The organism is Streptomyces sp. NPDC048484 (assembly GCF_040651415.1).
Lineage (GTDB): Bacteria > Actinomycetota > Actinomycetes > Streptomycetales > Streptomycetaceae > Streptomyces.
Genome location: NZ_JBEZJY010000008.1, coordinates 77,158 through 100,062 on the forward strand (window position 1 = coordinate 77,158; position 22,905 = coordinate 100,062).

21 protein-coding genes and 5 tRNA genes are annotated in these 22,905 nt (G+C 70.5%); 18 read left to right on the top strand and 8 right to left on the bottom strand.

All coding sequences use genetic code 11. The annotated features are described in order from the left end of the window. Positions 1-96: 96 nt before the first annotated feature. From AB0D14_RS10335 to AB0D14_RS10370, 8 genes are all read left to right on the top strand, one after another. Entirely contained in the window at positions 97-885 is a 789-nt protein-coding gene (locus AB0D14_RS10335) for a fumarylacetoacetate hydrolase family protein (protein WP_362776741.1), read from the top strand. Beyond that, positions 878-2,353: a glutamate--tRNA ligase gene (gene gltX / locus AB0D14_RS10340; RefSeq protein WP_362776742.1), complete on the top strand. Its 1,476-nt coding sequence runs from the start codon at positions 878-880 to the stop codon at positions 2,351-2,353. The genes AB0D14_RS10335 and gltX overlap by 8 nt, the downstream gene beginning before the upstream one ends. A 128-nt stretch (positions 2,354-2,481) precedes the next feature. Beyond that, positions 2,482-3,273, top strand: a complete 792-nt coding sequence (locus tag AB0D14_RS10345; protein WP_362776744.1) for an HAD family hydrolase — start codon at positions 2,482-2,484, stop codon at positions 3,271-3,273. Positions 3,274-3,363: 90 nt separating this feature from the next. Beyond that, a tRNA-Gln gene (locus tag AB0D14_RS10350) sits at positions 3,364-3,435 on the top strand. Positions 3,436-3,476: 41 nt separating this feature from the next. Further along, positions 3,477-3,549 (top strand) — tRNA-Glu (locus tag AB0D14_RS10355). A 62-nt stretch (positions 3,550-3,611) separates the two neighbouring features. Beyond that, positions 3,612-3,684: transfer RNA gene (locus tag AB0D14_RS10360), tRNA-Glu, on the top strand. Positions 3,685-3,705: 21 nt separating this feature from the next. Continuing rightward, positions 3,706-3,777, top strand: a tRNA-Gln gene (locus AB0D14_RS10365). 21 nt (positions 3,778-3,798) lie between these two features. After that, positions 3,799-3,871, top strand: a tRNA-Glu gene (locus tag AB0D14_RS10370). A gap of 221 nt (positions 3,872-4,092) precedes the next feature. On the opposite strand, the gene ndgR is transcribed toward AB0D14_RS10370, so the two are convergent. Then, positions 4,093-4,809, bottom strand: a complete 717-nt coding sequence (ndgR, locus tag AB0D14_RS10375; RefSeq protein ID WP_362776746.1) for an IclR family transcriptional regulator NdgR — start codon at positions 4,807-4,809, stop codon at positions 4,093-4,095. A 190-nt stretch (positions 4,810-4,999) separates the two neighbouring features. Between ndgR and leuC the strand changes: the two genes are divergently transcribed. The 4 genes from leuC to AB0D14_RS10395 all read left to right on the top strand — a co-directional run bounded on the left by leuC (position 5,000) and on the right by AB0D14_RS10395 (position 8,328). After that, positions 5,000-6,430 (top strand): 3-isopropylmalate dehydratase large subunit, encoded by a 1,431-nt coding sequence (gene leuC / locus AB0D14_RS10380; protein WP_362776748.1) that lies wholly within the window; start codon positions 5,000-5,002, stop codon positions 6,428-6,430. A gap of 5 nt (positions 6,431-6,435) precedes the next feature. Beyond that, entirely contained in the window at positions 6,436-7,029 is a 594-nt protein-coding gene (leuD, locus tag AB0D14_RS10385; RefSeq protein WP_362776750.1) for a 3-isopropylmalate dehydratase small subunit, read from the top strand. Between the two features lie 267 nt (positions 7,030-7,296). Beyond that, positions 7,297-7,527: a hypothetical protein gene (locus AB0D14_RS10390; protein ID WP_362776752.1), complete on the top strand. Its 231-nt coding sequence runs from the start codon at positions 7,297-7,299 to the stop codon at positions 7,525-7,527. A gap of 138 nt (positions 7,528-7,665) precedes the next feature. After that, positions 7,666-8,328 carry an HU family DNA-binding protein gene (locus AB0D14_RS10395; RefSeq protein ID WP_362776754.1) on the top strand — a complete coding sequence of 221 codons (663 nt, stop codon included), beginning with the start codon at positions 7,666-7,668 and terminating at the stop codon, positions 8,326-8,328. 125 nt (positions 8,329-8,453) lie between these two features. Here the strand turns inward: AB0D14_RS10395 and AB0D14_RS10400 are convergent, their stop codons facing one another. Together AB0D14_RS10400 and cofC are read right to left on the bottom strand one after the other, a co-directional pair. Then, positions 8,454-8,657 (bottom strand): hypothetical protein, encoded by a 204-nt coding sequence (locus tag AB0D14_RS10400; protein WP_362776755.1) that lies wholly within the window; start codon positions 8,655-8,657, stop codon positions 8,454-8,456. A 9-nt stretch (positions 8,658-8,666) separates the two neighbouring features. Continuing rightward, the gene (gene cofC, locus AB0D14_RS10405) at positions 8,667-9,305 is read right to left on the bottom strand and encodes a 2-phospho-L-lactate guanylyltransferase (protein WP_362776758.1); all 639 of its coding nucleotides are present in this window, start codon (positions 9,303-9,305) and stop codon (positions 8,667-8,669) included. Between the two features lie 144 nt (positions 9,306-9,449). Between cofC and AB0D14_RS10410 the strand changes: the two genes are divergently transcribed. The 3 genes from AB0D14_RS10410 to AB0D14_RS10420 all read left to right on the top strand — a co-directional run bounded on the left by AB0D14_RS10410 (position 9,450) and on the right by AB0D14_RS10420 (position 12,595). Further along, entirely contained in the window at positions 9,450-10,292 is an 843-nt protein-coding gene (locus AB0D14_RS10410) for a lysophospholipid acyltransferase family protein (RefSeq protein WP_362776760.1), read from the top strand. Beyond that, complete coding sequence (locus AB0D14_RS10415) at positions 10,289-11,308, top strand: NAD(P)H-dependent glycerol-3-phosphate dehydrogenase (RefSeq protein WP_362776763.1); 1,020 nt, start codon at positions 10,289-10,291, stop codon at positions 11,306-11,308. The genes AB0D14_RS10410 and AB0D14_RS10415 overlap by 4 nt, the downstream gene beginning before the upstream one ends. Positions 11,309-11,437: 129 nt before the next feature. Next, a complete protein-coding gene (locus tag AB0D14_RS10420) occupies positions 11,438-12,595 on the top strand; it encodes a D-alanine--D-alanine ligase family protein (protein WP_362776765.1) in 1,158 nt (385 codons plus the stop codon). Between the two features lie 25 nt (positions 12,596-12,620). Here the strand turns inward: AB0D14_RS10420 and AB0D14_RS10425 are convergent, their stop codons facing one another. Together AB0D14_RS10425 and AB0D14_RS10430 are read right to left on the bottom strand one after the other, a co-directional pair. Further along, positions 12,621-13,130: a DUF3515 domain-containing protein gene (locus AB0D14_RS10425; RefSeq protein ID WP_362776767.1), complete on the bottom strand. Its 510-nt coding sequence runs from the start codon at positions 13,128-13,130 to the stop codon at positions 12,621-12,623. 20 nt (positions 13,131-13,150) lie between these two features. Then, on the bottom strand, positions 13,151-13,384 hold the full coding sequence (locus AB0D14_RS10430) for an Lrp/AsnC ligand binding domain-containing protein (protein WP_107021925.1): 234 nt from the start codon (positions 13,382-13,384) through the stop codon (positions 13,151-13,153). Positions 13,385-13,647: 263 nt separating this feature from the next. Here AB0D14_RS10430 and AB0D14_RS10435 point away from each other — a divergent pair, with 263 nt between their 5' ends. After that, on the top strand, positions 13,648-14,613 hold the full coding sequence (locus tag AB0D14_RS10435; RefSeq protein ID WP_362776769.1) for a thiamine-phosphate kinase: 966 nt from the start codon (positions 13,648-13,650) through the stop codon (positions 14,611-14,613). Next, on the top strand, positions 14,610-15,440 hold the full coding sequence (gene thiD, locus AB0D14_RS10440) for a bifunctional hydroxymethylpyrimidine kinase/phosphomethylpyrimidine kinase (protein WP_362776771.1): 831 nt from the start codon (positions 14,610-14,612) through the stop codon (positions 15,438-15,440). Before AB0D14_RS10435 ends, thiD begins: the two co-directional genes overlap by 4 nt. A gap of 103 nt (positions 15,441-15,543) precedes the next feature. Here the strand turns inward: thiD and rpmB are convergent, their stop codons facing one another. Further along, on the bottom strand, positions 15,544-15,729 hold the full coding sequence (gene rpmB, locus AB0D14_RS10445) for a 50S ribosomal protein L28 (protein WP_107021922.1): 186 nt from the start codon (positions 15,727-15,729) through the stop codon (positions 15,544-15,546). A 278-nt stretch (positions 15,730-16,007) separates the two neighbouring features. Here rpmB and AB0D14_RS10450 point away from each other — a divergent pair, with 278 nt between their 5' ends. Next, positions 16,008-17,816: a DAK2 domain-containing protein gene (locus tag AB0D14_RS10450; protein ID WP_362776773.1), complete on the top strand. Its 1,809-nt coding sequence runs from the start codon at positions 16,008-16,010 to the stop codon at positions 17,814-17,816. A 3-nt stretch (positions 17,817-17,819) separates the two neighbouring features. Here the strand turns inward: AB0D14_RS10450 and AB0D14_RS10455 are convergent, their stop codons facing one another. Further along, entirely contained in the window at positions 17,820-20,954 is a 3,135-nt protein-coding gene (locus tag AB0D14_RS10455) for a tetratricopeptide repeat protein (RefSeq protein ID WP_362776776.1), read from the bottom strand. Beyond that, the gene (locus AB0D14_RS10460; RefSeq protein WP_362776777.1) at positions 20,951-22,789 is read right to left on the bottom strand and encodes an HSP90 family protein; all 1,839 of its coding nucleotides are present in this window, start codon (positions 22,787-22,789) and stop codon (positions 20,951-20,953) included. Before AB0D14_RS10460 ends, AB0D14_RS10455 begins: the two co-directional genes overlap by 4 nt. Positions 22,790-22,905: the final 116 nt, after the last annotated feature.

The window sequence follows — 22,905 nt, forward strand, 5'->3', positions numbered from 1 at the left end:
CTCATCCGTGCGGGACACGCGCGAGGCGCCCGCCCCTTGCCGCGTTAGCCTGGAGCGTCAGACTCCGGCCAGCTCAGTGAGGGGCGCAAGGACACCGTGCGCATCGCCAGATTCTCCATCGACGGCTACGTCGCGTTCGGTGCGGTCGAGGGTCAGAGCCCTCCTGGATCGACCGACGGCCTCGTGCTCGACATCATCAAGGGCATCCCGTTCGCGGACTTCGAGCTCTCCGGGACCAAGGTCCCGCTGAGCAAGGTCCGGCTCCTGCCGCCCGTGCTCCCCAACAAGGTCGTGGCCTTCGGCCGCAACTACGCGGAGCACGCCAAGGAGATGGGCGGCGAGGTGCCCGACGCCCCGTTCGCCTTCTTCAAGCCGTCCACCTCGGTGATCGGCTCCGGCGACGACATCGCGTACCCCTCCTTCTCCGAGGAACTGCACCACGAGGCCGAGCTGGCCGTGGTCATCGGCCGTATGTGCCGAGAGGTCCCGCGTGACCGCGTCAAGGACGTGATCCTCGGCTACACCTGCGCGAACGACGTCACCGCACGCGACGTCCAGCGGCGCGAGAAGCAGTGGGCCCGGGCCAAGGGCTTCGACACGTCCTGCCCGCTCGGCCCCTGGATCGAGACGGACCTCGACCCGTCCGACCTCACCATCCAGTGCACGGTCAACGGCCAACAGCGCCAGCTCGGCCGCACCAGCGAGATGATCCACTCCATCGAGGATCTGATCGTCAACATCACCGAGGCCATGACGCTGCTTCCCGGCGACGTGATCCTCACGGGCACCCCGGCAGGGGTGGGCCCGCTCAGTGTCGGCGACGAGGTCGCCGTCACCATCGAAGGCATCGGCACTCTCGCCAACAAGGTGATCAAGCGTGGCTAACGCGACTGTCCGCGTCCGTTTCTGTCCGTCCCCGACCGGCAACCCCCACGTGGGACTGGTCCGCACGGCCCTGTTCAACTGGGCGTACGCCCGCCACACCGGCGGCACGTTCGTCTTCCGCATCGAGGACACCGACGCGGCCCGCGACTCCGAGGAGTCGTACGGGCAACTCCTGGACTCGCTGCGCTGGCTGGGCTTCGACTGGGACGAGGGCCCCGAGATCGGCGGCCCCCACGCGCCGTACCGCCAGTCGCAGCGCATGGACCTCTACAAGGACGTCGCCCAGAAGCTCCTGGACGCCGGCCGCGCCTACCACTGCTACTGCTCGACGCCGGAGCTGGACGCCCGCCGGGACGCCGCCCGCGCCGCCGGCAAGCCGTCCGGCTACGACGGCCACTGCCGCGACCTGACCGCCGAGCAGAAGAGCGCGTACGAGGCCGAGAGCCGCACCCCGATCGTCCGTTTCCGCATGCCCGACGAGGCGATCACCTTCACGGACCTGGTCCGCGGCGAGATCACCTACCTCCCGGAGAACGTGCCGGACTACGGCATCGTCCGCGCCAACGGCGCCCCGCTCTACACGCTGGTCAACCCGGTCGACGACGCCCTGATGGAGATCACCCACGTCCTGCGCGGCGAGGACCTGCTCTCCTCCACCCCCCGCCAGATCGCCCTCTACAAGGCGCTGACCGAGCTGGGCATCGCCAAGGAGACCCCGGCCTTCGGCCACCTCCCGTATGTGATGGGCGAGGGCAACAAGAAGCTCTCCAAGCGCGACCCGGAGTCGTCGCTGAACCTCTACCGGGAGCGCGGCTTCCTCCCGGAGGGCCTGCTGAACTACCTGTCGCTCCTCGGCTGGTCGCTCTCGGCGGACCGTGACATCTTCAGCATCGAGGAGATGGTCGCCGCCTTCGACGTCTCGGACGTGAACCCCAACCCGGCCCGCTTCGACCTCAAGAAGGCCGAGGCCATCAACGCGGACCACATCCGGCTGCTCGACGTGAAGGACTTCGCCGAGCGCTGCGCCCCCTGGCTGCGGGCCCCCTTCGCCCCCTGGGCGCCGGAGGACTTCGACTCCGCCAAGTGGGACGCGATCGCCCCGCACGCCCAGACTCGCCTCAAGGTCCTCTCCGAGATCACCGACAACGTCGACTTCCTGTTCCTCCCGGAGCCGGCCGTCGACGAGGCGTCCTGGACGAAGGCGATGAAGGAGGGCTCGGACGCGTTGCTCCGGACGGCCCGCGAGAAGCTGGAGTCCGCGGACTGGACCTCCGCCGAAGCCCTCAAGGAGGCCGTGCTGGCAGCCGGCGAGGCCCACGGCCTGAAGCTGGGCAAGGCCCAGGCCCCGGTCCGCGTCGCCGTCACCGGCCGCACGGTCGGCCTGCCGCTCTTCGAGTCGCTGGAGATCCTGGGCAAGGAGAAGGCGCTGCGCCGGATCGACGCCGCACTGGCGAAGCTGACCGCGTAGACGCCGTACGGGACAGTTCGTGCGGGGCGACGGAACAGTTGCAAGGGAAAGGGAAGGGGCGGCATCCGCGTCGGATGCCGCCCCTTCCCGCATCCCGCCGGGAGCGGTGCCGGAGGTACCGTCGGAGCATGACGATCGCAGCCGTTGTGTGGGACGTGGACGACACGATCTTCGACTACACCACAGCCGACCGCGTCGGTATGCGCGGACATCTGGCGGCCGAGGGTCTGCTGGACGTGTACGCGTCCGTCGGGCAGGCCCTCGACCGCTGGCGCGAGCTCACCGACCAGCAGTGGGCGAGGTTCGCGGCGGGAAACGTGGACTGGGAGGGCGGCCGCCGGGACCGGGTGCGGGCGTTCCTGGGGCGGCCTTTGACCGACACGGAGGCGGAAGACTGGTTCGTCCGGTATCTGAACCACTACGAGACGGCCTGGGCGCTGTTCCCGGATGTCCTGCCCGTCCTCGACCTCCTGGCGGGCAGCCACCGCCACGCCGTGCTCTCCAACTCCAGCCTGCGTGTCCAGGACCACAAACTGCGCGTCCTCGGTGTGCGGGAGCGCTTCGAATCGGTGCTGTGCGCCGCCGAACTGGGTGTCTCGAAGCCTGCGGCTGAGGCCTTTCACGCGGCCTGCGAGGCCCTGGAACTGCCACCGCACCAGGTCGCTTACATCGGGGACCACCCGGAGATCGACGGCAGGGGCGCCGCCGACGCCGGACTGTTCTCGGTCTGGATCGACCGCACCGGCGCGAGTGCCGTCACACCCACCGGTCCGGACGCCGCACCGGACCGGCCGACGGACCGGCCGACCGGCCGGTCGGGGGATCGGTTCGCCCGCCCGCGCCGGATCGTCTCGCTGGCCGAACTCCCCGCGATCCTCCGGCCCGATACCCGTTTTGGAGCGCCGTCCACCTTCAGGTAATGTTCTTCCTGCGCCGCCGGAGAGCGGGCCGAAAGGCCACAAGCCGGAGATGCAAGCTAAAACAAAACTCCCACGGGGGTTGAGTTTCAGTGGCCTATGGTGTAATTGGCAGCACGACGGTTTCTGGTTCCGTTAGTCTAGGTTCGAGTCCTGGTAGGCCAGCTCGCAGAGCTTATCTGCATGGCAGAGACCAACTCTGCAAGGCCCCCGTTGTGTAGCGGCCTAGCACGCCGCCCTCTCAAGGCGGTAGCGCCGGTTCGAATCCGGTCGGGGGTACAGATCCTTCCCAGGGGGACAGTTCGGGTCGCACCCGCTGACTCTCATGCAGGATCGCTAGGGCCCCCGTTGTGTAGCGGCCTAGCACGCCGCCCTCTCAAGGCGGTAGCGCCGGTTCGAATCCGGTCGGGGGTACAGGGTGGTCTAGACCATCATTGGGCTATGGTGTAATTGGCAACACGACGGTTTCTGGTTCCGTTGTTCTAGGTTCGAGTCCTGGTAGCCCAGCAGGATCATTTGTGATCTCAGGCCCCCGTTGTGTAGCGGCCTAGCACGCCGCCCTCTCAAGGCGGTAGCGCCGGTTCGAATCCGGTCGGGGGTACACGTATATATAGAGGAAGCCCTCCCCAGCAACAGGGGAGGGCTTTTTTCGTGTCGCGGCTTCCGTCGGCTCTGTGCTGCGTACCGTGAGGTCATCAACTCCGGCCGTTCGCTGCGGCGTTGAAGCGATCGGCCGGGGAGTCGACTTGCGGTGTCAGCCGGTGTCAGCCGGTGTCAGCCGGTGCCAGTCGGCGCCGGACGGGGCAGCCGGTGGATGCGGTGTCAGCTGGTGCGGCGCAGTGCCTCCGACAGGCGCGCGGCCGCGTCGATGACCGCCTGGGCGTGCATCCGCCCCGGGTGGCGCGTCAGGCGCTCGATCGGACCGGACACCGAGACGGCGGCGACCACACGGTTCGAGGGCCCGCGCACCGGTGCGGACACGGACGCGACGCCCGGCTCGCGCTCGCCGATCGACTGGGCCCAGCCCCGGCGCCGTACGCCCGACAGGGCCGTCGCCGTGAAGCGGGCGCCCTGGAGGCCGCGGTGCAGACGCTCCGGCTCCTCCCAGGCCATCAGGATCTGGGCCGAGGAGCCCGCCTTCATGGTGAGCGTCGAGCCGACCGGGACCGTGTCCCGCAGGCCCGACAGGCGCTCCGCCGCGGCGACACAGATACGCATGTCCCCCTGGCGGCGGTAGAGCTGCGCGCTCTCACCCGTGAGGTCGCGGACATGGGTGAGCACCGGGCCCGCCGTGGCGAGGAGACGGTCTTCGCCCGCTGCCGCGGCCAGTTCCGCCAACCTGGGGCCGAGAATGAAACGGCCCTGCATGTCACGCGCCACCATCCGGTGGTGCTCAAGTGCCACGGCGAGGCGATGTGCCGTGGGCCGTGCCAGTCCGGTCGCCGCGACCAGGCCCGCGAGGGTGGCCGGACCGGACTCCAGTGCGCTCAGGACAAGGGCTGCCTTGTCCAGAACGCCGACGCCGCTACTGTTGTCCATGAAACGATACTCGCGTCTCACTCTGTGAAACGCAAGTTCAATTTTCCGTGGAACGCGCCACCCTGATAGATACACGGCCCGCGGACCAACGGGCCTGGCGGCAGGCGTCCGGAACCGGGGGTACGGACGCCGCCGCCCCGGAAATCTCTAGTTGGGCCGGCGCCGACACAGGCCGGCCGGAGGGAAAGCGATGGGTAGGACACTCGCGGAGAAGGTATGGGACGACCACGTCGTCCGGCGCGCGGAGGGCGAGCCCGACCTTCTCTTCATCGATCTGCACCTGCTGCACGAGGTGACCAGCCCCCAGGCCTTCGACGGTCTCCGCCAGGCGGGGCGCCCCGTGCGCCGGCTCGACCTCACCATCGCGACCGAGGACCACAACACCCCCACCCTCGACATCGACAAGCCCATCGCGGACCCGGTCTCCCGGGCCCAGCTGGAGACGCTCCGCAAGAACTGCGCCGACTTCGGCGTGCGCCTGCACTCGCTGGGCGACGTCGAACAGGGCGTCGTGCACGTCGTGGGCCCGCAGCTGGGCCTGACCCAGCCCGGCACCACGGTCGTGTGCGGTGACTCCCACACCTCCACGCACGGCGCCTTCGGCGCGCTGGCGTTCGGCATCGGCACGTCCCAGGTCGAGCACGTGCTGGCCACCCAGACGCTGCCGCTGGCCCGCCCCAAGACCATGGCCATCACGGTCGACGGCGAACTGCCCGAGGACGTCACGGCCAAGGACCTGATCCTGGCGATCATCACCAAGATCGGCACCGGCGGCGGCCAGGGATACATCCTGGAATACCGCGGCTCCGCCATCGAGAAACTCTCGATGGAGGCCCGGATGACCATCTGCAACATGTCGATCGAGGCCGGCGCCCGCGCGGGCATGATCGCCCCCGACGAGACCACCTTCGCGTACATCGAGGGCCGCGCCCACGCCCCCGAGGGCGAGGACTGGGACGCCGCCGTCGCGTACTGGAAGACCCTGAAGTCGGACGACGACGCGGACTTCGACGCGGAGGTCGTCATCGACGCCGCCTCCCTCGCGCCGTTCGTCACCTGGGGCACCAATCCCGGCCAGGGCGCACCGCTTTCGGCAGCCGTCCCCGACCCGGCTTCGTACGAGGACGCCTCGGAACGCTTCGCCGCCGAAAAGGCCCTGGAATACATGGGGTTGACCGCCGGACAACCGCTGCGCGACATCAAGGTCGACACCGTCTTCGTAGGTTCGTGCACCAACGGACGCATCGAGGACCTGCGCGCCGTCGCGGCGATCGTCGAGGGCCGCAAAGTCGCCGACGGTGTACGGATGCTGGTGGTCCCCGGCTCCGCGCGCGTCGGTCTGCAGGCCGTCTCCGAGGGCCTGGACCTGGTCTTCAAGGAGGCCGGCGCCGAATGGCGGCACGCGGGCTGCTCGATGTGTCTGGGCATGAACCCCGACCAGCTGGCCCCCGGTGAGCGCTCCGCCTCCACCTCCAACCGCAACTTCGAGGGCAGGCAGGGCAAGGGCGGCCGTACGCATCTGGTGTCGCCGCAGGTCGCCGCCGCGACGGCGGTCCTGGGCCATCTGGCGTCCCCCGCCGACCTGTCCGACGCCGACGTCCGTACGCCCGCTGGAGTCTGAGAGCCATGGAAGCATTCACCACGCACACCGGCCGGGCGGTCCCGCTGCGCCGCAGCAACGTCGACACCGACCAGATCATCCCCGCCCACTGGCTCAAGAAGGTGACCAGGGACGGTTTCGAGGACGGGCTGTTCGAGGCCTGGCGCAAGGACCCGTCCTTCGTCCTCAACCAGCCCGAGCGCAAGGGCGCCACGGTCCTCGTCGCGGGACCCGACTTCGGCACGGGCTCCTCGCGTGAGCACGCCGTGTGGGCACTGCAGAACTACGGCTTCAAGGCCGTCGTCTCGTCCCGCTTCGCAGACATCTTCCGCGGTAACTCGCTGAAGAACGGCCTGCTCACGGTGGTTCTGGAGCAGGAGATCGTGGACGCGCTGCGGGAGCTCACCGAGAAGGACCCCGAGGCCGAGGTCACGGTCGACCTGGAGGCCCGTGAGGTACGTGCCGAGGGCATCACGGCCGGCTTCGAACTCGACGAGAACGCCCGCTGGCGGCTGCTGAACGGGCTGGACGACATCTCCATCACCCTGCGGAACGAGACGGACATCTCCGCGTACGAGTCCAAGAGGCCGTCCTACAAGCCGCGGACCGTTCAGGTCTGATCGGAGCCGAACCCGCAAGGCTGATTTCAGCCAGGGCAACAGGCCTCTGTACCCCCAATCGTGGACGGTTGGGGGTACATCTGTGTCTGCCTTGGGAAGGGGTGTTCCGGCCTTTGTGGTTGGCCTCAACTACCCTTGTTTCAAGGGGCCTTGATGGGGTAGCCGAAACTCGGCAGAGCCTTGTGGAGAGGTGTGCGGGAGGCCCTCGGGAGGCGGTAGTTACCCCCTGCGCAGGCGACAACTCGCCCCAGATGGCACAATCTGTGCATGGAACACGACGGCCAACTCGAGCTCTATGTGGCGGTCGCGTCCCAACTCAAGGAAGCGCACGCAGCGGTGCGCGCACTGCAAGTCCCGGAGGGCGTACGAATGGCGCTGACCCGGAAGCTGCTGGTCATTACGGCCGTGGCCAAACATGATCTCGCCGATGCGACAAGGCGTCTGGAGCGGTTCACAGCGGACCTCTACGAGGGCCGAATCCCCGAAGAGGAACGCTGAGGAACTTGGCGACAGTCCCAGTTCGTTGCGGCACAAGGGTGATTAGCCCGTTTCGTGTTTGATTTGCGGTATATATCTGCCTAACGTGCGAAAAAGCTTGAACACTTTCGTTCTGGCAATGTCTCCGAAGGGGAAGACGTGAACAAGGCGCAGCTCGTAGAAGCGATTGCCGACAAGGTCGGCGGGCGTCAGCAGGCCGCCGACGCGGTCGACGCCGTACTGGACGCCGTGGTGCGTGCAGTTGTCGGCGGGGACCGGGTCTCGGTCACCGGCTTCGGTTCCTTCGAGAAGGTGGACCGTCCGGCCCGTTACGCCCGCAACCCGCAGACCGGAGAGCGCGTGCGGGTCAAGAAGACCTCCGTGCCGCGCTTCCGTGCCGGCCAGGGCTTCAAGGACCTGGTGAGCGGGTCGAAGAAGCTCCCGAAGAACGATGTCGCGGTCAAGAAGGCGCCCAAGGGCAGCCTGACCGGCGGCGCCTCCGCCACGGTCAAGAAGGCCGCGGCCAAGAAGGCCACCACTGCCAAGAAGGCGACGGGAGCCGCGAAGAAGACCACGGCCACGGCCAGGAAGGCGACTGCGAAGAAGACCTCCGCGGCCGCCAAGAAGACCACGGCCACGGCCAAGAAGACGACCGCGAAGAAGACCTCCGCGGCCGCCAAGAAGACCACGGCCAAGAAGACCACCGCCAAGAAGGCGGCGGCGAAGAAGGCCCCCGCGAAGAAGGCGGCGGCCAAGAAGGCCCCGGCCAAGAAGTCGGCGGCCCGCAAGACCACCGCCAAGAAGGCCACCGCCCGCAGGTAGACAGGGGCGCACGGCATAAACGCGCCGGGCCGGGCTTCCACGGGGGAGCCCGGCCCGCGGCGTTTTCAGAAGTTCCGCACGCAGACGTTCCGTACGCAGAACTTCCGCGCGCAGAAGCTTTGCACTCAGAAAGTCTGCAGGGTCACCAGGGTGATGCGGCGGTCGTCCTTCTCGCCCTCGACCTCGATCCGTACGCGCTGGCCCGGACGGAGCAGTCTGAGACCGCCCTTGTCGAATGCCGGGGCGTCGAAGGGGACGGGAGTGCCGTCGTCCAGCAGCACTTGGCCGGTGCGGGTGTCGGAGTCGTATGTGTACGCGGTCGCCTGCATGGGGGAACCCTATGCGCTCGATGTCTTCAGGAGCTGTACCGCTGTCGCCGTGCGCGGACCCACACCGAGGGCCAGAGCCGCTCGCAGGTCCGCACCCGTGTCCACATCCTGGCGTACGGAATCCACCGCGGGCAGAAGGAGTTCCACGGCACCCGAGGCGCGGTGACGGACCCGGGAATCGGTTCCGAAAGCGGGGAGCAATTCGCGGCCCGGGGACGCGGCCAGGAGAGTGGTGCCGAATCCGGCGGCGTCAGGGAGGAAAGCGCGGGGGAATTCGGCGGCCGCGGTGAGTACGCGGGCCAATTCCAGAGGGCGCAGAGCGGGCAGATCGGCGTTCAGGGCCGCCAGCGGAGTCCGGGGGTTCCTGGCGCGTACGACCGTCGCCGCGTGCCGCAGGGCGGCGTTCAGCCCGCCGCCAGGCTCGTCCGGGACGATCCGGGCACCCAGGGCGGTCAGCTCGCGCCCGGCCAGCGCATCGCCCGTGACTACTGCCACATCTGCGACTCCCGGGCAGGCCAGCGCCGCCGCCACCGTGTCCTGTGCGAAGGCGAGGGCGAGTCCCGGGCGCAAACCGTCGGCCGCGGTGTCCGCGAGCCTGCTCTTCGCCCGCGCCAGGGCTTTGAGGGGTACGACCAAGGTCCACTGCACGAGCGTTCAGTCCCTCTCTTGTCGCACCCATTGTCACCCGTACACCGGGGCGGGCCCGGGGCCGGGGCGTACGGTGTTCTCGACAGACAGACGACCTGGGGCGACACTTGTGCGGCTCCCCAGGTCCAGGAGGAAGGTGTTCGCGTGTCCCGCCGCAGAATCGGCTTCTGGTACCGCTTCGCAGCGTTCCTCTGCAAACCGCCGCTGGTGGTTCTCCTCAAGCGGGACTGGCGGGGAATGGAGAACATTCCTGCCGAGGGCGGATTTATCACCGCGGTGAACCACAATTCACACGCCGATCCGTTCGGGTACGGGCACTTCCAGTACAACACGGGTCGGGTTCCGAGGTTCCTGGCCAAGAGCGGGCTTTTCAAGAGCGGTTTCGTCGGGGCGGCCATGCGGGGGACCGGGCAGATCCCGGTGTACCGCGAGAGTTCGGACGCGCTCAGCGCCTACCGAGCCGCGATCGAGGCCGTGGAGCGTGGCGAGTGCGTCGCCTTCTATCCCGAGGCCACCCTCACCCGCGACCCCGACCTGTGGCCGATGACCGGTAAGACGGGTGCCGCGCGGGTCGCGCTGCAGACCAGGTGCCCGGTCATCCCGGTGGCACAGTGGGGCGCCAACCACCTGCTGGCTCCGTACGCCAAGAAGCCCGACCTCTGGCCGCGCAAGACACACCATGTGCTCGCGGGCCCGCCCGTCGACCTCTCACGCTTCTACGGCGAGGAGATGACCCCGGTCCTGCTGAAGGAGGCGACCGAGTTCATCATGGCCGCGATCACCGCGCAGCTGGAGCTGATCCGCGGTGAGAAGTCGCCCGTCACGCCGTACGACCCGCGCAGGGTGCGCGGCGGGCAGCAGCCCAGGACGGGGAAGCGGGAAGGCCGGGAAGAGCACGAAGACCGGCAAGAGCATGAAAAGGCCGTGCGGGGAAAGACCGTGCGGGAGATGACCGAGGCAGAGCACGAAAAGGGGCACGGCAAGTGACGACATCCGGCAGGCCCGTCAAGGCGACCGTCTTCGGGACCGGATCGTGGGGCACGGCCTTCGGCATGGTGCTCGCCGACGCCGGGTGCGACGTGACGCTGTGGGGACGGCGGGCCGAAATCGCGGAAGCGGTCAACTCCACCCGCACCAACCCCGACTACCTGCCGGGCATCGAACTCCCGGAGAATCTGCGGGCCACCACGGACGCCGCCGAGGCCGCCCACGACGCCGACTTCACGGTGCTTGTCGTGCCCTCGCAGACACTGCGCGAAAACCTGGCGGAATGGGCGCCGCTGCTCGCGCCCGGCACGGTACTGGTCTCCCTCATGAAGGGTGTCGAACTCGGCTCCGCGATGCGGATGAGCGAGGTGATCGGGGACGTCGCGAAGGTCGGGGCCGACCGGATCGCCGTGGTCACCGGGCCCAACCTGGCCCGTGAGGTCGCCGCCCGTATGCCGGCCGCCGCCGTGGTCGCGTGCAGCGACGAAGGGGTGGCCCAGCGGCTCCAGACCGCCTGCCACACGCCGTACTTCCGTCCGTACACCAACACCGACGTGCTGGGCTGCGAACTGGGTGGCGCGGTCAAGAACGTCATCGGCCTCGCCGTCGGCATCGCGGACGGCATGGGGCTCGGCGACAACGCCAAGGGGTCCCTCATCACACGAGGGTTGGCGGAGACGACCCGGCTCGGGCTCGCGATGGGCGCGGACCCGCTGACGTTCTCCGGACTCGCGGGCCTGGGCGACCTCGTGGCGACGTGCTCCTCGCCGCTCTCGCGCAACCACACCTTCGGCACGAACCTCGGCAAAGGCATGACTCTGCAGGAGACCATCGCGGTCACCAGGCAGACCGCCGAGGGCGTCAAGTCCTGCGAGTCCGTACTGGACTTGGCGCGCCGGCACGGAGTCGACATGCCCATCACGGAGACCGTCGTCGACATCGTCCACGAGGGCAAGCCGCCGGTCGTCGCCCTCAAGGAAATGATGTCGCGCAGCGCCAAGCCCGAACGGCGCTGAACGAACGGCGTTGAGCGAACGGCGCCGAGGGTGTCCGGGCGACGCTGAGCGACCGTCCGCGCGACGCTGAGCGACCGGGCCCCACGGACGCTGACCCGATGCCCTACCAACGGGTATTCTCAACCCGATATGAGCATCGAGAATCTCCCCCAGAGCCCTGAGCAGCCGCCTCGCAAGCCTCGCGTGGCCATCGTCTTCGGCGGGCGCAGCTCCGAACACGGGATCTCCATGGTCACCGCCGGAGCTGTCCTGCGGGCCATCGACCGGACCAAGTACGACGTCCTGCCGATCGGCATCACACGGCAGGGCCGCTGGGTGCTCACCGCCGACGAACCGGAACGCATGGCGATCACCGAGCGTCGTACGCCCGACGTCGAGGAACTCGCCGAGTCGAGCGAGGGCGGCGTGATCCTGCCCGTCGACCCCGCCAACCGTGAAGTGGTCTACAGCGAGCCCGGTTCGGTGCCCAAGGCGCTCGGCGAGGTCGACGTCGTCTTCCCGGTGCTGCACGGTCCGTACGGTGAGGACGGCACCCTTCAGGGTCTGCTGGAGCTCTCCGGTGTCCCGTACGTCGGTTCGGGCGTGCTTGCCTCGGCCGTCGGCCAGGACAAGGAGTACATGAAGCGGGTGCTCACCTCCTTCGGGCTCGCGGTCGGCCCGTACGTGGTGATCCGTCCCCGCGAGTGGGAGCAGGACGAGGCGGCGGCCCGCAAGAAGATCGTCGACTTCGCGGCGGAGCACGGCTGGCCGCTCTTCGTGAAGCCCGCGCGCGCGGGGTCGTCGATCGGCATCACCAAGGTCGACGACCTGTCGGGACTGGACGAGGCGATCGCCGCGGCCCGCCTCCACGACCCGAAGATCCTCGTGGAGGCGCTGCTGCGCGGCCGGGAGATCGAGTGCGGGGTGCTGGACTTCGAGGACGGCCCCCGCGCCTCCGTGCCGGCCGAGATTCCGCCGGTGCAGTCGCACGCGTACTACGACTTCGAGGCGAAGTACATCGACTCGACCCCCGGTATCGTGCCCGCGCCGCTCACTCCCGAGCAGACCGCCGAGGTCCGGCGCCTCGCCGTCGACGCCTTCGAGGCCGCGTCCTGCGAGGGCCTGGTCCGCGCGGACTTCTTCCTCACGGAGGACGGCGGGTTCGTGATCAACGAGATCAACACGATGCCCGGCTTCACCCCCATCTCGATGTATCCCAAGATGTGGGAAGCCACCGGAGTGCCCTACCCGGAACTGGTGGACCGCCTGATCCAGGCGGCGCTGCGCAGGCCGACCGGCCTGCGGTAGCGGTCGACGGGCGACCGTGGCGATCTCAGTCCGCGATTCCCTCAGGGACCGCCTTCTTGACCGCCCCGGCCAGATCAACCAGCACGGAGGACGTGTCCCGCCCGTCGGGCACAGTCACCTCGACGTACGCGAGACGCTGAGCGGAGGTGAAGCGGGTCGCTCCGTCGTCCCGCTTCTCCATCAGCCAGTCGACACCGTTCACGACGCCACCGATCGCCGTCGGGTCGTTGCCGTTGGCCACCTCGGGGTCGACCATCTTCGCGGGCCGCGAGACCCCGCAGCGCAGTATGATCGCCGGGCTTCCCCAGCCCGCGGTCAGTGCTGACCGGGGCTCGGGATCCTCCCGATCGAGGCCGTCCACCTTCCGTGGCAGCGACTTGTCGAGGTTCTGACACAGCTTGGTGGCCTTCGTGCCCGGACTGGGAACCGAGGTCGGGGCGTTGTCGTCTGCTGAGGAGCAGCCGGTGGCAGCGATCAGCAGGACGAGGGCACGCAGCCCGACCAGAGAAGCACGCCGGTGACGGAAGAGGTCCACCGGCCCAGCGTAGACGGGGGCTACAGGTGCACGACCGGGCAGGTCAGGGTGCGAGTGATGCCGTCCACTTGCTGGACTCTCGCGACCACCATGCGGCCGAGCTCATCGACTGTGTCGGCCTGGGCCCGCACGATCACGTCGTACGGTCCTGTCACGTCCTCGGCCTGGATCACCCCCGAAATCTTGCTGATCGTCTCGGCGACGGTCGACGCTTTGCCGACCTCCGTCTGGATCAGGATGTACGCCTGTACCACGGAACCTCCAGGGCGGCCACGAGGATCATGTGGGGAAAAGGAACGCCACGGTATCGCGTCGCCGTGCGCCACGGGGAGACCCGCGAGGGCGGGGGCTTGCGCGCCGGGGTACACGGGCCGCACAGGTTGACGGCCGACTCGACCGTACCGAGGTATGAGAGGGACCGCGACCGGGCGGACTCCCGGTCAAAAGACAGCTCGGTTCATGGACACGAGTTCATGGGGCACGAGTTCATGGGCACGAAGGGAACAGGTGAGACTCGGTGAAGGGAACCGTGGGCGAGTTGGGGGAGTTCGGGCTCATCAAGGAGCTCATCTCTCGGCTCACCACCACCCCGGCGGTACGCGTCGGGCCGGGTGACGACGCGGCCGTGGTGGCCGCCCCCGACCGCAGGGTCGTGGCGAGTACCGACATCCTCCTGGAGGGGCGGCACTTCCGGCGCGACTGGTCCACGGCGTACGACGTCGGGCGCAAGGCCGCCGCGCAGAACCTCGCGGACATCGCCGCCATGGGCGCCGTGCCGACCGCGCTGCTGCTCGGCTTGGTCGTCCCGGCCGAACTGCCCGCCACCTGGCCCTCCGAGCTGATGGACGGCCTGCGCGACGAGTGCCAGGTCGCGGGTGCGGCCGTGGTCGGCGGAGACGTCGTACGCGGCGACACCATCACCGTGGCGATCACCGCGCTCGGTGACCTGCGCAACCACGAGCCGGTGACCCGGGCCGGCGCCCGGCCCGGCGACGTGGTGGCCGTGACGGGCTGGCTGGGCTGGTCCGCGGCCGGGCACGCCGTGCTCTCCCGCGGTTTCCGCTCGCCGCGCGCCTTCGTCGAGGCGCACCGGCGACCGGAACCGCCGTACCACGCGGGCCCCGCGGCCGCCGGGCTCGGCGCGACCTCCATGACGGACGTCAGTGACGGGCTGATCGCCGACCTCGGGCACATCGCCGAGGCCAGCAAGGTGCGTATCGACATCCGCTCCGGCGCCGTGGACATCCCCACGCAGATGAACGACATCGGGCAGGCCGTCGGGGTCGACCCGATCCAGTGGGTGCTCACCGGCGGTGAGGACCATGCGATCGTGGCGACCTTCCCGGCGGACGTGAAGCTGCCCGCCCGCTGGAAGGTGATCGGCGAGGTCCTCAACCCGTCGGCGCTGCCCCAGGTCACCGTCGACGGGGCGCCGTGGACCAGCAAGGGCGGCTGGGACCACTTCGGGGACATCGAGTCATGAGCGCCCCGCCCCCTGTACTGCCCCGTGTTCCGCCCCGCGTTCTGACGGTCGCGGGTTCCGACTCCGGTGGCGGGGCCGGGATCCAGGCCGACCTGAAGACCATGCTCGCGCTCGGCGTGCACGGCATGAGCGTGCTCACCGCCGTCACCGCGCAGAACTCCCTCGGCGTACAAGGCGCCTGGGAGCTGCCGGTGGAGGCGGTGCGCGCCCAGTACCGCAGCGTCGTCGACGACATCGGCGTCCAGGCGGTCAAGACCGGCATGCTGTCCTCCGCCGAACTCGTCGAGACCGTCGCCGAGTTGATAGGCGGCACCGACGCGCCCGCCGTCGTCGACCCGGTCGGTGTCTCCAAGCACGGCGACCCCCTGCTCGCCTCGTCGGCGCTGGACTCCGTACGGACGAAGCTGCTGCCCGTGGCGACGGTGGCGACACCGAACCTCGACGAGGTGGCCCAGCTGACGGGCGTACGGGTCGAGTCGGAGGACGGGATGCGGCGGGCGGCGGCGGCTGTCCTGTCGTACGGGCCGGCCTGGGCGCTGATCAAGGGCGGTCACCTGAGCGGTGACGCGGTGGACTTCCTGACCGACGGCTCCGAGGAACTCTGGCTGCGCGCGCCCCGGCTCGACAACCGGCACACCCACGGCACGGGATGCACGCTCGCGAGTGCCATCGCCTCGGGACTCGCGCGGGGGCGGTCGGTGCCGGAGGCGGTCGTGGCGGCGAAGGAGTACGTCACCGGCGCGATCGGGGCCGGGTTCGCGCTGGGGGGCGGGATCGGGCCGGTGGATCACGGATGGCGGTGGCGGCCCGAGCACCCACAGGCATGACAGACACCGGCATGACGGCCACCGGCATAACAAAAAGCCGGTCCACGGTGAGGTGGACCGGCTTTGAGCAGAGAACCGGCAGTGGCCGCGCGCTGGCAGAGCGTCAGCGTGAGACCTTGCCGGCCTTGATGCACGAGGTGCAAGCGTTGACGCGCTTCGGCGTCCCGCTGACCACGGTACGTACGCGCTGGATGTTCGGGTTCCAGCGACGGGACGTACGGCGGTGCGAGTGCGAGATGCTGTTGCCGAAGCTCGGCCCCTTGCCACAGACGTCGCAGTTGGCAGCCACGGGTCACTCCAAAGACTTCAGATGCACTTACGGTGGATCCCGGCATGCCGGGATCAAGATCTAGGATCTGAAGTGGCGCTGCCAGGGGGAAGGCCCGATGAGATCGGGCAACCGGAGCAGCATACAACGACTGCGTCCGTACAACGAAACTACCATGTTCCGTGCAGGCTCCCTCCCGGCCCTCTTCCGGTACGAACCCCACCCACCTGGGTCTACGCTGCGTCGGACGTTCGGCTGCTCGGTCCGGCTGTCCAGTTCGGCTGCTCAAGGAGGCGCAGGTGCCGCAGGTGCCGCAGACATTGGACGCATCCGCGGTACGCGCCTGGAGCGGACTCGCGCTGCGGGCTCTCGGCCGCGCGCGCGAGGAGATCGACGCGATCAATGTCTATCCCGTCGCGGACGGGGACACCGGCACCAACCTCTATCTCACCGTCGAATCCGCGGCCGCGGCCGTCGAGGCGGTCTTCGCGGCGCACGCCGCCGTTTCCGCCTCCGGTGGCGCCGCGGGACCCGACACCTTTCGCAGCGGGCCGGTGAGCGGGCCGGTGAGCGGGCCGGTGATCGAGCCGCCCACGCTCGCCGACGCGATACGGGCCATGGCGCACGGCGCGCTCATCGGGGCCCGCGGGAACTCCGGAACGATCCTCGCGCAGCTCCTGAGGGGCATGGCCCAGGTGCTCGCCGCGGACACAGATACCGCACAGACCGACTTCGCACAGACCCCCGTACGGACCGACACCGCACAGGCCGACGGCCGGGGCCTGCGGCTTGCCCTCCGGCACGCGTCCGACGCGGCCAGGCAGGCGGTCGCGCACCCGGTCGAGGGCACGGTCCTCACGGTCGCCTCGGCGGCCGCCGAAGCGGCCGCCGCCGCTGAAGGGCAGGACTGCGCGGCGGTCGCGCGGGCCGCCTACAAGGGTGCGCGGGCGGCACTCGCGGCGACCCCCGGGCAGCTCGCGGTCCTGGAGCGGGCCGGGGTGGTCGACGCGGGCGGACGCGGACTCGTGGCCGTGCTGGCGGCGCTGGTGGAGACGTTCACGGGCGAGGCTCCCGCGGCGGGAGCGGTGCCGGTCCTCGCGTCGCACGCGCGCGTGGGGGCCGACTCGGCCGTGACGGCCCCGGGATGCGGGGACGGCGGCGGGCCCGCCCCGGAGGAGAGCGGCCCCGCGTTCGAGGTGATCTACCTCCTGGACGCGGACGACGCGGCCGTGGCGCGGCTGCGCGGCAGGCTCGACGCGCTCGGGGACTCGCTCGTCGTGGTCGGCGGGGACGGACTGTGGAACGTCCATGTGCACGTCGACGACGCGGGCGCGGCCGTGGAGGCGGGAGTCGAGGCCGGCCGGCCGCACCGGATCCGGATCACGCACTTCGGGCCGGCCGACGCGCACACGACCGGCTCGACCGTCCGGCCCGTCCGGGAGAGGGCACAGCGCGCGGTCGTGGCCGTAGTCCCCGGAGAAGGCCTCGCGCGCCTCTACGCGGAGGCCGGGGCCACCACGGTCCTCGCACGCCCCGGGGAGCCGCCGGCGAGCGGGGAGCTCGTCGAGGCGGTCCGGCGGGCCCACGCGCTCGAAGTGGTGCTGCTGCCGAACGACGCCGAACTGCGTCACACCGCGGCCGCGGCGGCCGAGCAGGCCCGGACCGAGGGCGTGCGGGTCGCGCTGATCCCCACGCGCTCCGCGGTGCAGGGGATCGCCGCGCTCGCCGTGCACGAGCCCGAGAGGCGCTTCGACGAGGACGTGGTCGCGATGACCTCGGCCGCGGGCGCGACCCGGTACGCCGAGGTGGAGGTCGCGGAACGCCAGTCCTGGACCATGGCCGGCATCTGCCAGGCCGGCGACGTCCTCGGCCTCATCGAGGGCGACGTGGCCGTGATCGGCTCCGACATCACGGCCACCGCCGAGACGGTCCTCGACCGGATGCTCGCGGCGGGCGGCGAGATGGTCACCCTGGTCCTCGGTGACGACGCTCCCGACGCGATCGCGGACCATCTCGAAGCCCGGGTCCGGGAGTCGTACCTGGCCGTGGACACGGTCGTGTACCGGGGCGGACGCCAGGGAGCGCTGCTGCTGATCGGCGTGGAGTAGCCCCTACACGTCCGGCACATCAGATACATCAGGCACATCAGATACGTCCGACACGTCTGTCGTGCCTGTCGTGACTGTCGTGCCTGTCAGGCCTGACTCCGTGGCCTGCAACAGCCGCTCCGCCTCGGCGCGACGAGCCGCCACTGTCCCGTCGGCGTCGGCGTCGGGGGCGGGAGCGGGAGCGGGGGTGCCCATGTCGGCGTAAGCGGCGAGCACCGCACGCGCGTGTGCCGCCGCCCGGTCCGGGTGCTCCAGGTCGGCCTCCAGCCACCCGGCGGCCAGTTGGGCGCTCGTGCGGTCGTGGAGGGCGTCCTCGCCGAGCATGAGGAAGCCGGAGACGGCCGACGTGAGGTGGGCCAGCGCCTCCTCGAACAGGGCGTGGATCGTCGCGTCCTCGGCGTCGTCGGGCACGGAACGGGCGACCAGGTCACCGAACTGCCGGTGCGTGTGGGCGAGTTCGGACACAAGCTGTTCGCGGGCCTCGCGCGCCTCGTCGCTTTCGTCACCTTCCTCGTTTGCGGCACTGCCGAGCAGGGCGGCCTCGCACGCGGCGACAGCCCTGCCCATCAACTCCCGTGCCACGTCGAGCCCGGCGTCCTTCGGCCCCTCGGGGTCCTGGGCGCGCACCGCCAGCCACGCGCGGGCCCGCAGCGAGCGGATCAGCCCGTGGACGTTGCCGAGGGTGCGCCAGAGGTCACCGGCGCGCTCGTAGGCCTGCGCCGCCTCAGGGAGCAGCCCCGCGTGGCCGAGGGCCTCGGCGGCGAGGTGGGCCAGCGTCGCGTGGTCGTGCTGCTCGGGCCACTGGCGGGCGATGTCGGCGGCCCGGAGCCAGTGTTCGGCGGCCCCGCGGTGCTCCCCGAGCTCGGTGAGACAGTCGCCGAGCCACCACCGGGTCTGCACGATCGCCCCGTCGCCGTGGGTCCGCGCGCTCAGCTCGATCAGCGCGGACTCCAAGACCTCCGCTGCCTCCGCCCAGCGCCCCCGACGCAGCAGGAAGCCGCCCAGCTGATGTCGTGCCCAGGCGCCCAGCGTGGCACTCTCGCCGCCCTCGTCGGCCCAGTGCGACGCCTCCAGGGCGTGGTCCGCGGCCGGCCCGAACCGTCCGGTGGCGCCGAGTATCTCGGCCAGCTGGAGATGCAGCTGGGCATGACCGGCCGGCTCCACGAAGGAGGCCCCGTGCTCCAGCGCCGCCCGGGCCGCCCGCTCGGCCGCCTCGGCGTCGCCCAGCCGGCGCGCGAGCCCGGTCAGCCGGGCCTCGTACTCCACCGCGAACCACGGCAGCCCGGCGGCGACGAACGCCTCCGAGGCCCGCGTGAGCAGCTCCGCGGCCCTCTCCGCGTCCCCGGAGTGCGCCGCGAGCTCCCCGAGCATGGCCTGTGCCTCCGCGGCACGCGCGGCGACCAGGAGATCGCCCTCGGCGTCCGGCCCGGCGTCCGGCCCGGCGAGCGCCAACAGCTCCCGGGCGGCGGTCTCCGCGGCGGCCAGGGCCTCGGACCCGTCACCCGTCCCGTTCGTCTCCGCCGCCTCGTGCACCCGCTGCAGCAGGATCCGGGCCCTCGCGACCAGCACGGAAGCGGCCTGCCCGACCCCGGTGCCGCCCTCCGCGAAGAGCGCGAGCACCAGCTCGTACGGCTCCGAGACCGCGGCCAGCGCCTTGTCGCTCCGGCCGGACAGGGCCAGTACGTACGCTCCACGCGCGCGTGCCGCCAGGGCCTCGCCCGGGTCGCCCGCTTCCTCGTACAGCTCGGCGGCGCGGGCGAACAGCTCCACGCCCTCGGGGCCGCGGCCCATCGCCTCGTGGTCGGTCATCTCCGCGCGGTCGCGCGGGGCGAGTACCTCGTCCCCGGCGGCCCCGGCGACCGCCGCCCACGCCGCGACGGACTCCGGGTGCAGTGACTCCGAGAGCCGGCGGGCCTCGACGAGCAGCGCGGGCAGATCAGGTCCCGCGCCGGCGGAGGGCCCAGGCTGCTGCTGCCCGTGCGTCTGCTGTCCGGAAGCGGGCCGCACGGGAGCGGTGACGGTCCGCGCGGCGTGTACGCCCAGCGGCAGGCGCTCCACCAGCGGCCGCTGGTCCACGCGCTTGCGGACCCGCTCGCTCACCTGCGTCGTTCCGTTGCGCTCGTCGAATCGCCCGGCCAGGGAAAGGGCCTCCACGCGCGCGTGGGCGGCCAGTTCGCTCGCGGTCCAGGCACGGCCGGCCGGGCCCGGCATGGTCTGCTCGCTGAGCCCCAGGAAGGTCAGCCGGTCCGCCAGCAGGGCGACCACGGCCAGGAAGTCCATCCGGCTGCGCGGCTCCCCGCCGTCCGTGAAGTACGCCGGCCGCTCCGCGAGCAGCTCCAGGGCACGCGCCTCGTTGCCGGTGAGCGCGCAGAACTCCACGTGGTCCGCGTACGCGCCGCGCATGCTCTCCATGGGGCGCACGAGCCGGAAACCGCGCAGGTGGTGGGCCCGTGCCTCGTCCGGGCGGCCGAGGCGCAGCAGGGGCAGCAGCGAGGACGCGAGGACGGCGTGCGGTTCGTGGGCGCACGTGTACTCGCCCTCCAGGACCGGCCGCCACAGTTCAAGGGCCTCGGCGTCCGCGCCCCGCTCGGCACGCCACCTGCCCTGGTCGTGCAGTTCGCAGGCGTGGCAGTCGGCCATCCGGTCCCGGTCCGCGGCGAGCCACGCGGCGTACGCGCGCTCGGCCCGCGCGAGGTCTCCGACCTCCCGGGCCACACTGAACTCGGCGCCGCGCACGGCCCGTTCGGAGTGTCCGGCGAGCCGGTAGCGGTGCTCCATCTCGCCGAGCCACTTCTCGATGGAGGCGAGCGGTATGTGCGGCTGACCGAGCATCCCTGAGGACACCCACTTGAACACCCAGTGCAGGGAGTGGATCTCGTACCAGTCGAAGTCCTCGGGCCGTTCGTCCCACATGCGCAGCAGGCGCGCGAAAGGGACGAACATCCTGTCCTTCTCGGAGCTGTAGTTGTAGACCTTCAGCTGGTGGCCGAGCGCCTCGATCACGGCGAGCGGAATGTTCAGGCTCTCGGCCTCGGTGAGCAGCTGCTCCGCGCGCGCGTTGCGGGCGGGGCCCTCCGGCTGCTCGTAGTTCTCCTGCATCGCCCGGCGCAGCGTCTCGAAGTCCATGGCGCGGCTCATCGGTGGCCATCCTCCGGGGGGTCGCTGTGGGTGGCCCACTCCAGGAGGCCCATGAACGCCCGGTTCAGGAGCGCCGAGTCCGCGGGCCGCAGCGGACGCTGCGCCATCAGCAGGGCCTGCCCGTAGATCGACTCCGTGGCCGTGCCGATCAGTTCCCGGTCGTGGAGTGCGCTGATCCGCCGGACCAGCGGGTTGAGGTGGTTGAGCACCAGACGCGCGCGCGGGGCGCTGCCGCGCAGCGAGCCGAGTATGCCCGCCCACAGGTCGTCGGCCTGCTCCTCGGCGTCCGCGCGGGCCTGCTCGTGGCGGGACGTCCGGTCGTCCAGGTGCAGCGCGGGCACGGAGAGCGGGTGGAAGGCCCGCAGGACGACATCGCACCCCAGGGGGTCGAGTTTCGCCCGCGCGGTCCCGAGGAAGGCCGACAGGGCCAGCTCCTCCGCCGGGTCGACCACGTCCAGATGCGCGGTCACCGTGTCGGCGTCCAGCTCTGCCACGACCGTCCCCGGGCGCACCGACGGCAGCGCCTCGACCAGTTCGCTGTCGTACGTGTAGCCGCCGTTGACGACACCCACGCCCTGGGCCGACGCGATCGGCGCGACCTGGCGGTACTCCTCCACGGTCCGCGTGAAGTGCACCACCGGATGCCGCTGGGCGAACTCCTCGAGGGACAGCTGCCCGTCGGTGGTCTCGAAGGGCAGCCACGGCAGCATCGTGCGCAGCATCTCGCTGTCGTGCCGCGCCAGGGACTTCACTCCCAGGTGATGCACCGACAGGAAGGCGGCCAGCCGCTCCGGATCTCCGGCCGCGAGCCCGGTCAGCCAGGACCGGATCCGCTCGCCCAGCGCCTCCCGTACGCCCGCCAGGGTCTCGTCCTCGTACAGCGACTCCCTGGACGCGGTGGGCCGCAGACTGTCCGTGTCCAGGACACAGCGCACGAAGAACGCCCAGTCGGGCAGCAGCTGTTCGGCCCGCTCGGTGAGCAGCATGCCCTTCAGATGCACGCGGTGACCGGCGCGCTGGGCGGGGCTGACCGCGGCCGGCAGCACGTACGCCACCCCGCGGATCCCGGCCAGCGGCACGTTCAGCTCGATCGAGTCCAGCGGTGTGAACCCGAACAGGTCGTGGCAGTGCCGCGCCAGGGCGACCCTCCGGGTGGCGGGACTGGGGTACGCGCGGTCCCAGGGCGCCGGAAGGTCCGTCACCGTCTCGTCGCCCACCCGGACGTCGTACGGCAGCAGCGAACCGAAGTCCCGGGCCAACGACAGCACCCGCTCCCCGGTCAGCCAGTCGGCGGTCCCCGGGCGCGCCTCCAGGTACACGGTGGTGCCCGGTTCGGCGCGGGCCTCGGGCGGCAGGGTACGGACCAGGTAGGAGCCGTCGTCGGTCGCCGTCCACTCCACCGGCGGCGCGTCGGGCGTACGCGCGCTGCGGCTGACCACCCGGATGCGCTCGGCGACCACGAAGCAGGCGAGCAGACCGATGCCGAACTGGCCGAGGAAGTCGGAACGGGCCGACTCCAGGCCGTCGGCCCGCTTGGAACTGCGGCCGATCGTCGCCAGGAGGCTGTGCACGTCCGTCTCGGTGAGCCCGATCCCGGAGTCCTCCACGCGCAGGGTGCCGTTCTCGGCGAACAGCCGCACCTGGGCGGGCGCGTCCGGCTGCTCGGCGCGGCGGGCGGTGATCGCGTCCACGGCGTTCTGCAGGAGTTCGCGCAGGTAGACCTTGGGACTGGAGTAGAGGTGATGGGAGAGGAGGTCCACGAGGCCGCGCAGGTCGACCTGGAACGTATGAGGTGACTGGGGTGCCTGAGAGGGCTGTGAGATCTGGGAATCCATCGTCGCTGCGCCGGTGGGGGGACGTGCGACGGCGCGGGGTCGGGCGGTCCCGAACGAGGTGACCGCGAACAGGTGCCGGAGGCGGCCATCGTAGGCCCCGAACGAGCCGTCTGACC

What these genes read in the sequence shown, in the direction of transcription:
- AB0D14_RS10460 (WP_362776777.1), bottom strand. Translation starts at nt 22,789, where the DNA reads ATGGATTCCCAGATCTCACAGCCCTCTCAGGCACCCCAGTCACCTCAT.
- AB0D14_RS10400 (WP_362776755.1), bottom strand. Translation starts at nt 8,657, where the DNA reads ATGCAGGCGACCGCGTACACATACGACTCCGACACCCGCACCGGCCAA.
- leuD (WP_362776750.1), top strand. Translation starts at nt 6,436, where the DNA reads ATGGAAGCATTCACCACGCACACCGGCCGGGCGGTCCCGCTGCGCCGC.
- thiD (WP_362776771.1), top strand. Translation starts at nt 14,610, where the DNA reads ATGAGCGCCCCGCCCCCTGTACTGCCCCGTGTTCCGCCCCGCGTTCTG.
- AB0D14_RS10455 (WP_362776776.1), bottom strand. Translation starts at nt 20,954, where the DNA reads ATGAGCCGCGCCATGGACTTCGAGACGCTGCGCCGGGCGATGCAGGAG.
- ndgR (WP_362776746.1), bottom strand. Translation starts at nt 4,809, where the DNA reads ATGGACAACAGTAGCGGCGTCGGCGTTCTGGACAAGGCAGCCCTTGTC.
- leuC (WP_362776748.1), top strand. Translation starts at nt 5,000, where the DNA reads ATGGGTAGGACACTCGCGGAGAAGGTATGGGACGACCACGTCGTCCGG.
- AB0D14_RS10390 (WP_362776752.1), top strand. Translation starts at nt 7,297, where the DNA reads ATGGAACACGACGGCCAACTCGAGCTCTATGTGGCGGTCGCGTCCCAA.
- AB0D14_RS10420 (WP_362776765.1), top strand. Translation starts at nt 11,438, where the DNA reads ATGAGCATCGAGAATCTCCCCCAGAGCCCTGAGCAGCCGCCTCGCAAG.
- AB0D14_RS10345 (WP_362776744.1), top strand. Translation starts at nt 2,482, where the DNA reads ATGACGATCGCAGCCGTTGTGTGGGACGTGGACGACACGATCTTCGAC.